General features: G+C 54.4%; 7 protein-coding genes. 3 read left to right on the top strand and 4 right to left on the bottom strand.

Annotation, left to right across the window (positions count from 1 at the left end; translation table 11 throughout):
- A partial coding sequence (locus RSSM_RS34570) for a hypothetical protein (protein ID WP_236620989.1) occupies positions 1-220 on the bottom strand: 220 nt, incomplete at its 3' end.
- Positions 221-432: 212 nt separating this feature from the next.
- On the opposite strand from RSSM_RS34570, the gene RSSM_RS06575 reads away from it, so the two are divergent.
- Both RSSM_RS06575 and RSSM_RS06570 read left to right on the top strand, forming a co-directional pair.
- Entirely contained in the window at positions 433-3,135 is a 2,703-nt protein-coding gene (locus RSSM_RS06575; protein ID WP_044301452.1) for a PSD1 and planctomycete cytochrome C domain-containing protein, read from the top strand.
- A gap of 156 nt (positions 3,136-3,291) precedes the next feature.
- A complete protein-coding gene (locus RSSM_RS06570; protein ID WP_008675837.1) occupies positions 3,292-4,674 on the top strand; it encodes a DUF1501 domain-containing protein in 1,383 nt (460 codons plus the stop codon).
- 91 nt (positions 4,675-4,765) lie between these two features.
- Here RSSM_RS06570 and RSSM_RS32320 read toward each other — a convergent pair whose 3' ends face one another.
- Both RSSM_RS32320 and RSSM_RS06560 read right to left on the bottom strand, forming a co-directional pair.
- The gene (locus RSSM_RS32320) at positions 4,766-5,212 is read right to left on the bottom strand and encodes a transposase family protein (RefSeq protein WP_236620990.1); all 447 of its coding nucleotides are present in this window, start codon (positions 5,210-5,212) and stop codon (positions 4,766-4,768) included.
- 630 nt (positions 5,213-5,842) lie between these two features.
- On the bottom strand, positions 5,843-8,464 hold the full coding sequence (locus RSSM_RS06560) for a right-handed parallel beta-helix repeat-containing protein (protein ID WP_008675834.1): 2,622 nt from the start codon (positions 8,462-8,464) through the stop codon (positions 5,843-5,845).
- Positions 8,465-8,880: 416 nt separating this feature from the next.
- On the opposite strand from RSSM_RS06560, the gene RSSM_RS06555 reads away from it, so the two are divergent.
- Entirely contained in the window at positions 8,881-9,498 is a 618-nt protein-coding gene (locus RSSM_RS06555) for a hypothetical protein (protein ID WP_144059613.1), read from the top strand.
- 94 nt (positions 9,499-9,592) lie between these two features.
- Here the strand turns inward: RSSM_RS06555 and RSSM_RS06550 are convergent.
- Positions 9,593-10,034 (bottom strand): sensor histidine kinase (locus RSSM_RS06550; RefSeq protein ID WP_044301449.1); only part of this gene is annotated, 442 nt, incomplete at its 5' end.

Below are 10,034 nucleotides of genomic sequence, written 5' to 3'. Positions count from 1 at the left end.
CTGAGAGCCGCGACGCCGAATGGTCGGTGAGGTGTCGTAGAATGATGGGCGCCGCAATCGACTTAGCGATCACGTGCGAGTCATCGTCGACGCCAGTTTGAATGAAATCGAGAGCCGTTAAACCATTCAACAACACTTTGTAATCAGGATTAGAAAGGTGACTCACTGTCCGGAGCAACACTTCCTCAACGTTCCAGTCGTGATGAGTAAATGATCGCACAGCCAATGTTCATCGTCGAAATGAGTAAGTCCTTTCATGCCTAATGCGGCGAGCCGCAAACGAAAACATTGGCAGGAAAATGGGGGCAGGAAAATAACGTACTCGCGGCGCGCTAAAGAGCATTTCATTTTCCTGCCCCCATTTTCCTGGCCAAAACCTCCGCGCAAAACGCACTGAAGTTCAGAAGTCAGATCCTATTGGATGTACACGTGATGATAATTCGATCCGTTCTTTGTGCCTTTGTAGCAGCGGCCTTGTTGCCCGCGACGAGCGGGGCCGATGACTTCTCTCGAGAACAGATTGCGTTCTTCGAGAGCAAGATCCGTCCTGTCCTTGTGAAAGAATGCTATGGCTGTCATTCGGATCGAACGGGGAAAATTCGTGGAGGCCTGCGACTGGACACGAGGCAGTTGTTGCTGATTGGAGGCGAAAGCGGGTCCGCTGTTGTTCCCGGACAGCCAGCCGAAAGCCTGCTGTTCACGGCGATGAATCATGACGGACTGGTGATGCCGCCGAAGCGGAAGCTGTCTAAGCAAGTGATCGACGACTTTCGAGAGTGGATCGAGATGGGCGCACCCGATCCTCGCGAATCAGCGGCCGCATTGGTGAAGTCCACGGTATCGAAAGCCGATGTGCGGCGAGCTCAAGAGTCGTTTTGGGCCTATCAGCCAATCAAGGAAACTCAGCCGCCAAAGGTTGATCGCGAGGATTGGCCGAAAACGGACGTTGATCGCTTCGTGCTCGCAAGGCTTGAAGAGGCGGAACTTAAACCCAGCGAGGATGACGAGCCCTATCGAATTCTGCGACGGCTCAGTTTTGACCTTGTAGGCCTCCCTCCGTCGCTCACTCAAATCGAGAAATTCAGCCACATGTGGGCGGACGATCCAGATGCGGCAATATCAAAAGTGGTTGACCATTACTTGAAACAACCACAATTCGGGGAACGATGGGGACGACACTGGCTTGATGTTGCTCGCTATGGCGAATCGACCGGGCACGCGGTGAACCTGACGTATCCATTTGCTTATCGCTATCGCGACTACGTCATCGATGCCTTCAACGCAGACAAACCCTACAACGAATTCGTGCAGGAACAAATCGCGGGTGACTTGCTTCCTGCGGCTGACGACGAAACGTGGGCAGAACAACTGGTAGCCACTTCCTTTCTCGCCATTGGACCGAAGAACATCAACGATATGGACTCGTTGAAATTCCGCTCGGACTTGATCGACGAACAGGTCGACGTGACGTCACGCGTTTTTCTTGGGATGTCGCTAGCGTGCGCGCGTTGTCACGATCACAAGTTCGATGCGATCCCGCAGTCGGACTACTACGCCATGTCGGGCTTTTTTGAAAGCACCAACACCTTTTACGGAAGCCAAAAGGCGTCGACCAATCCCATGGTCCAGCAGGACAGCGGGATTCTTGAGTACCCTGTCGATGCCCCAAGCCCAGGACAAAAGATTTACACCCAAGCCGAACTATCGGACTTGAAAGATAATATCGCGACTCTGCGTTCGGAACTTGGACAAGGTTCACGTTTTGTTGGAATACAGAAACGGATCTACATCGGCCAACTTGAAAATGAACTCGCGGGATTGGATGAAAACGGTCGCCCAATCAGCTTTTGCATGGGCGTGCAGTGTAGCGCGAGTCCCGGCGACGCAACATTACTTTATCGCGGCGAAGTCGATCAACGCGGCGACGTGATTCCTCGCGGATTCCCGAGTGTGCTGTCGACCCGACCCGCTCGTATCGACAAACAAACGAGTGGACGTCGGCAACTCGCCGAGTGGATTGCCAGCGACCAAAATCCACTGACGGCCCGCGTGATGGTGAATCGCGTCTGGCATTTTATGGTGGGTCAGGGAATCATCGCGTCCCCGAGTGATTTCGGTGCAACGGGGCAACCGCCATCCCATCCTGAATTGCTCGACTTTCTGACGGCTCGGTTCATCGAGTCCAACTGGTCCGTTAAGTCGCTCGTACGTGACATTGCCACGTCGCGTTTGTATCGACAACGCACAGACATGAACGAGGAAGCCTACGAATTTGATCCTACGAATTCGCTTCTTTGGCGAGGTCATCCTAGGCGATTGGATGCCGAATCGATCCGCGACAACATGCTCGCCGTCAGCGGTCAGCTTGACTTGAAACCACCTCACGGCTCCGAGATCGCAAACGCTGGTTTTGTCCGAATCCGCAATGGAGTTCTTGAAGAAATTTCCAACGGCGTCGGAGACATGGCGGGTCGGATGGGCGGCGGAGGTATGGGTGGCGGTGGTATGGGACCAAGTGGCCGCTTGCAACGTGGCGGTCCCGGAGATGGCGCAGGCCCCGGCACACGTACACAGGCCAGAGGACCGGGTAATGGAATGAGGCCTGGCGGTGACAACATGGGCCAGAATGGCGGTGGAGGAATGGGGCGTGGTGAAATACAACGCGGTGGCATGCAACGCGGCGGAAGAGCCTCGGCGGGCGGACGCGGAAACAGCGATGCCGGGGACGTTCCACCGGGACGACTCGACATGGTCGACGCCAACTTTCGGAGTGTCTATCTCCCCCAGGCGCGAAACGAGACGCCTCGTTCGCTCGACGTTTTTGATTTCGCGGACAGCAACGCCATCGTCGGTCGTCGTGAGACATCGAACACTGCGGACCAAGCACTTTACCTACTCAACAACCCGTTCGTTCTGCGACAGTCCAAAGCATTCGCCACACGGATTGCTGACGAAGCAGCGACTCCAACGCAGCAAATCAAGTTGGCCTTCCGCTTGGCTTACGCACGACTGCCGCAGACGTCGGAGCTTCGGACTGCCAAAGCACTGCTTGCAGATTTCAATGGCACTGAAAAAGGCCTGGAACTTCTTTGTCAGTCTCTGCTCGCTTCTGCCGAATTTCGCTACGTGTATTGATTCAACGAATACCCATGACCACCGATCTCTTCGTTTAACCGGCAGCCGAAGGCGTCGACATCACTCGTGGAAACGACGCCTTCGGCTACCGGTTAAACGTAAAACGCAGAACCAAGCGAAATCCACCGTCGCCTTCGCTCACCTGAGGAAACTTTGATGACACAACCATTCAGTCCCATCGCCAGTCGCCGCCACTTCCTGCGCAGCACTTCGGCCGGTTTTGGCTACCTCGCGTTTGCCGAGATGGCTGCCAGAGTCGCTGCTGCCGAGTCATCTCAACAAAACCCTCTCGCGCCCAAGACACCGCATTTTCCGGCCAAAGCCAAACGCGTGATCTTTCTGTACATGGACGGCGCTCCCTCGCATCTCGACACGTTCGACTACAAGCCTCAGCTTATCGCCGACGATGGCAAAGCGGGAAAGTACGGTGGGACTCTATGGGGCAGTCCATTTGAATTCTCTCGGCATGGAGACAGCGGACTATGGATCTCCGAACTCTTTCCGAACGTCGCCCGCCATGCTGACGATCTTGCATTGATTCGTTCGATGCACTGCGATCAGCCGGCTCATCCGAGTGCGATGGTTCAAATGCACACGGGCACGTCGACGTTTATTCGCCCGTCACTTGGATCGTGGGTTGTCTACGGTCTCGGCACGGAAAATGAAAACATGCCGGGGTTCCTGTCTCTGACTCCGCCCGCTGCCGGTGCGCCAAGTTACAACAGTGCCTTCCTGCCATCGGTCTACTCCGGTTCTCGACTTGGTCGAGGTTCCGGCCGCAGATCGGGTCCGCAAAAGGCCATCGACATCGACAATCCAAACCTGAGCCGACAGGATCAACGCCGGCAAATCGATTTCATTCAACAACTCAACCGCGGGATGCTCGACCGATCGACAGGGTCTCAGCGGAACATCGAGGGCGTCATCGAGTCATTTGAACTTGGTTACCGAATGCAGGACACGATGCCCCAGCTGATGGATACTTCGCAGGAAACCGCTCAAACACTGCAACAGTATGGCATCGGCAACAGCGCGACCGATAGCTTCGGCCGGCAATGCTTGATGGCGCGAGGATTCGTGGAAGCGGGCGTCCGATTTGTCGAGATTTCATACGGCATCTGGGATCATCACTCCAAATTGTCCGAGAACCTGCCGACACGCTGCGAAGCTGTCGACCTTCCGATTGCCGGACTCCTGAAAGACCTCAAAGAACGCGACATGTTAAAAGACACGCTTGTGATTTGGGGAGGCGAGTTTGGTCGCACCCCAAATCGTCAGGGAAGGGATGGGCGAGACCATATCAACAAAGGTTACACACTTTGGATGGCAGGCGGCGGAGTCAAAGGCGGAGTCTCGTATGGCGCGACCGATGAACACGGTTACGAAGCTGTTGAGAATCCAGTTCACATCCACGACTGGCGCGCCACGATTCTGCACCTACTGGGCCTCGACCACGAACAATTAACCTATCGGCACGCCGGTCGAGATTATCGACTCACCGACGTCCACGGCAACATCGCCCACGACATCATTGCCTGATCCAACGAAGCGGAGCGTTCCATCGAAAGAATCCGAGGCGAGTTGATTCGCCCGGTTGCTGCAAACCAGCTACCCAATCACGAACCCTTGCTCAGCTTCGCAGATTGCCCAGTATGGCGCAATCGCCCTGGCTGTGCCCCTTCTTGAAAGCCTTCTCGTCGAGTCCGAGACAAGGCATCAGGGTTATCCGCTTTCGAGTTTTGCCACGGCGGACAGCCTGCGCGATGATATTCCAGGTTTGGTCCCACCTAGTGCCAAGAATGCTCATTGCTCCTTTGACCGTTTGTGTCGCCAAGAGGACGTCGATCGAGAACCACTCAAACATGATTGTGAATCGACTGTGCTTTTCAGCCCAAGGGACGTCCACATTCTTGACGCCGTGTGTCGGGCACTTCACTCGCGGGATCCGAGCAACAAGAATCGTCTTGAACTGGCATGAATCAAGGTGACGCCACCGTCGCTCATCAGTGTGGTCGTGACATGCCAACTCGGATTGGCATTCCGGCCAACAGAACTTCGTACCGCGGGCGTGGTCCACTTTGATCCGAATCTCTGACTGATCATGATCCAGTTGAACGTCACTGACCGTCCAAGGCGATTTCAAACCCAGAATCTGTTGATAGAGGTCCTTGTCTTGCTTCGCGATTCTCCTTTGCGGAGAATCCTAGCAAACCCACGAACTTCCCGGATGGACCCGAAAATGGAATCTCGCCATTGGTTGTCAGGTCGGTCGTGTGTCCATGTTAGGCAATCGCTGTAGAGGCAGAACGATTGCTTGAATCCTCACGAGGAAAAACCTCAACCAAACCTTCGATGTCATGAACTTCCGTTTGACGGCCGTCTTCACCCCTGATCCTAAACTCCGTTCCTAAATCCACGACTTCTGCCTCATCGGTCACGATCGTGAAGCTGATCGCTTCCTCAGGAGCCTTTCTGAGAAGTTATCAGCCGATCGGCGTTGGCCTCGATTTCAATGGGATAACCGAAGCTTCCATGGGATAACCGAAGCTAACGCCCGTCGGCCAATGGTTTATCGAGGTTCTCGGATAGGTCTCAGCTTTCCTCGATACCGGATTGCGGACGCCAACACAGAATCCCCGTTGAAGAACTTCGTTGCCGAGAAGAACCGCATCAGCAGGCGAGCAACCACGCGAGAGAACGCAGGGGATTACTTCCGAACGTCTAAATCCAAGTCGTCGAGATAGACGACCGCGTCGGTGTTCGCTTGGCTGACAAAACCGATCCAGTCGAGATGTTTCCACTGAGGGTGCACCAACGGTAGGTCTCGAAATACGTGGTTTTCCACTCCGTCACCCGCGACTGAGACCATCCACTGGCCTGCTTTCTTCCCGAGTCCCGCGGTGACCTCGACGTCGATCCATTTGCCGACGGGAATCTCCATCAAAACTTTGTCGCCGCTGCGAAGCTCTCCCTTTTCAAACCACAACGAGGGTCCGGTTCGATACGGGGTCGCCGAATCTCTCCATTCATGCTGAAACACCGAACCTTCATTCAACCGGATCGAAAACCGGCATGTCCCAACGCCTTCTCGAAGCTTCGGTTCAAAAGTGAACATCGGGTAGTATCGATGCTTCTGCCCCGGTGCATCGACTAGCTCCAAAACATGTTTGCCGCTCTTGGCCAATGGCGATTCGATGACACGAATATCACTCCGGTTCTTTTCAACACTAATTCCGATTCCCAGCGGCAACAGTTGGTCTTCGAAGTCCTCTTCAAACGTTGGGGGTGGCGGGGGAAGCGGTTCGGGCGGAACGGATCGCTCGGGCATCGGCAACACAGACGCTTTCTCAACCCAAGCCTTCCTACCGTAAACGCCTGCTCGGTGCCAATCGAAACGCTGGAATCCAATTTTGGAAGTAGCCGTTTCGTCGATCAACTGAAAATCGTCGTTTTCCGGGTCAGCAAATCGCGGGTTTTCGATCGTTGACTCTTCACTGGTATCCACTTCACCGAGGTCCACATCGCCTCCAATTCGCCAGTACAAGTTGCCGCCGATCTTCACGCCATCATCTCCCCACTTGCCATAAAACAGGGTCTCGCTGTCATACAGAACAATGTTGCGTTCAAACGTAAACGAGAGATGATTTTCAGCCTTGCTTCGTCGAACCTGATACTCGCGTCCGAAGGCAAAAATGTTGTTTCGAATGATATTCTCGCGACCGTAATGCTGGTGGTACCCGCCTGATTTGGTTCGATAGACGAGATTGTTTTCTAACAAGATGCCGGTGCTTCCCTCGTCGTTGTACAGCCCCCACCCGCCATAGCCCCAGGATTCGATGTCATGAATTCGATTACCGCGAAGAACCGTTCCAGGTGATGGGCCGAGCGTGTAAATACCTCCCATGTCACTAAGCCATCCCTTTCCGATGTGATGAATATGATTGAATTCAACACGGTTGTTCTTCGCCAAACTTTCGTCATACCCCCATCGCCACCCCACAGAAATACCGGTGTAGTACATATCCGCGATTTCATTGTGCGTGACATCGTTGAAACCACTGTTTCCGATCCAACCCCCTACGGCACACGGGAAGAGATGCCCGGCATCGTGAATAATGTTGTTATCGACACTATTCTCCCGGGTCCGATCGGACTCCTTGGCCGCAATCGACATTTCCCCGATCCGAACGCCTCCTGCACCGAGGTCATGCAACCAGGAATTCTGCAAACGACAGCCGCTGCATCCTTTGCGGAACCACACGCCGTAGTTGCTGACATGAGCAATCTCGCAGTCTTCGATAACAACGTTCCTGGCACCATCAACCTGCACTGAGGCTTCGATGTAGGCGGCGGCTTGCGCGGGCTCATGTCCACCGGGAGGCGTCTCGTGCCCCGAATGTCGAAAAGAGATTCCGCGAAAGACGAGGTCTTCTACAAAACGTCCATTGGCGGAGTCACCTTGGACGATCAACAATTGGTCACAGACAGGAAAGACGCACTCGGCAGTGTTTTTGGCAACGCTCTCGGCAGTGTTTTTGGCAACGTTCTTGGCAACGTTCTTGGCAATGCTTTTGGCGTCGCCGTTGCTATTGGCATCGCCGGTAGACAAGACTTCGTCTGGACGTGGACGGTAGGTCAACCAACCATCCTTCGATAGAAAGAACTCGCCCGGCTCGTCCAACGCACCCGCATAGTTCTCCAGCACAAAGCCGGTGTTACGGGTCAGCGGGTTCCACGGTTTCATCGGGCGGCCCGAAACGACGAGCCGCCCCGACGCAGGATCCGCGTCATCTAAAAAGCGACGCGTGATGTCCCATTTATGAAACGCCAGCAATTGCACGTCGCGAATTTCGTCTTCGCTTAACGTCTTCAACCCCGTCAAGTCACCGGGGTTGGCCGCGAGCACCTGCCGGGCACGCCGACCATCTTCCATGTCTACCTGCTTCGCATCACGCAGGTAATGGAAGAACGAATCTGGCTCACGTGCACGGATGGCTCGCGTTCCGTTCACCCACAATTGTTCAAACCGCTTTACGGATGAGAGGTCACATTTCCACAGACCATCGGCGTCTGCGACTTTGGTCCATTTCGAAGTAATCCGTTGGCCTCCCGAAAGAATCGGCGACGCGTCTGGGGCGGCTTCATAGATGACATTACCATCACCAACTTCGAACAAGATCGGTTCTGTGATCCGGTAGACGCCATCCTCTACCACGACGCGGAACGCTTCGTTGGGCTTGTCGATGCGTTGCGTACGGATTGCATCGCGAGCCTCCGCGAGGCCGCGAATCGGCCCATCAGGACTCACCGTCAACACGGTCGCTGCCATCGTCTGAGATGCACTTACGCAGCAGACCACTAGACAAACCAGCCTACTGAACAAATTTCGAGAGCCAAAGCAAAAAATCAAAGTCATACGTAGATTGAAAGTTCGGATTTCTTGGCGAGGGAAAACGACAGCGCCCAAGACGTGCCCCATTCAGCCAGCGATCACCACGGGCACCATTACGCACGTCCTGCGTGTCGACCAACAACCATAGCAGATCCGAACATCAGCAACGCGCAACAATTCACCGCAAAATCACAACAAACGTTCACCTCTCGTAACTGGCACGAACGTTCACACACATCATTTCTTAACATGGTTTAAGTGTTGATGAAGCGTCACGAATTCGGATTGCTTCCCACTGAACACTCGCTACAAAACAGTCAAATTGTCAACTCATTTTGACGCGAGACCTTCCCATGTCAGTCCGTGATTGCCTGCACACAGCCCTGCTATCAATGATCCCGTTAGTGTCATGGAGCACGAACGTCGTCAACGCTGAGGTCGTGATATGCGCTACCGAAAACGGTTCCGGTGGTGTTTACTTCCAGGGGACCGGGTCTCTCGACCTGACCGATTTAGAATACGTGGGCACCAATTCGCCGTTCGGCCTTGTACACCCCGACTCAGGACTCCTCGGTTTCGGTGGTGAAGTGGACCTTTACACGGGGCTTACCTCTCCTGGTTCATTCGGTGCCAATTGTGGTCTGCTAGGCATGACCCAGACTCAGGGCAATCCGTTTCAACTTCTCAACGACGTTTCGTTTGTGGGCGTTAACGACACGCAGGTTGGTCTAGGTGTTCCGAAAGACTATGTCTCCGGTGAACCGATTACCTTCTCGGGAACAGTAAACGCCTCATTTGAAACCATGGGACTCTCCCTCGCAGAATCATATTACTGGCGTTGGGGAGAAGGTGAACACGCGGACTACGTTGTCTTGAAAATCGGAACCTGCGCGGTCTCGGAACCGACGTCGCTTCTCGCCATGGTACCGATCGCTACGGTTCTATTGCGGCGAAGAAGACAACGACCATAGACGCACTGGCGCGACCGCACCTCGTGTTGCAAGATTCGATCGTTCCTGTTGCCATTTCAGGCAGCGACATTCACCACCGGACTTGCACCAGTAATCACGGAGTGCTCTGACGAGCTGCTTCGATTGGCAGGTAGATATGGAACGCCGTTCCTTTGCCAACTTCACTTTCAACTTCGAGTCCGCCTGACATGTGGGTAATGTCCGCGAACGCGGTCGAAAGACCGAGACCGGTGCCTCGGCCGATCGGTTTGGTCGTGAAGAACGGTTCAAAGATGCGTTTCTGAATATCCGGACTCATCCCGTGTCCCGTATCGAGGATACTCAGCCGCACAAAAGTCCCGGGGTTCGCTCTCTCGAAAGACGCAACCTGTTGCGAGTTGAGATTCTCACGCGAGGTCTCGACCATCAGCGTGCCACCGTCCGGCATCGCATCAGATGCGTTCCTGACCAAATTTATGATCGCCTGTTCCACTTTCCCGCGATCGGCTTTCGCTACCGGAAGACCGTCGGCAAACCGAGTTTCTAGGTCAACCGAG

This window comes from Aporhodopirellula sallentina SM41 (genome assembly GCF_000346505.1).
Taxonomy (GTDB): domain Bacteria; phylum Planctomycetota; class Planctomycetia; order Pirellulales; family Pirellulaceae; genus Rhodopirellula; species Rhodopirellula sallentina.
The sequence above is the reverse complement of the archived record's forward strand: the minus strand, read 5'-3'. Positions and strand labels throughout refer to the sequence as shown.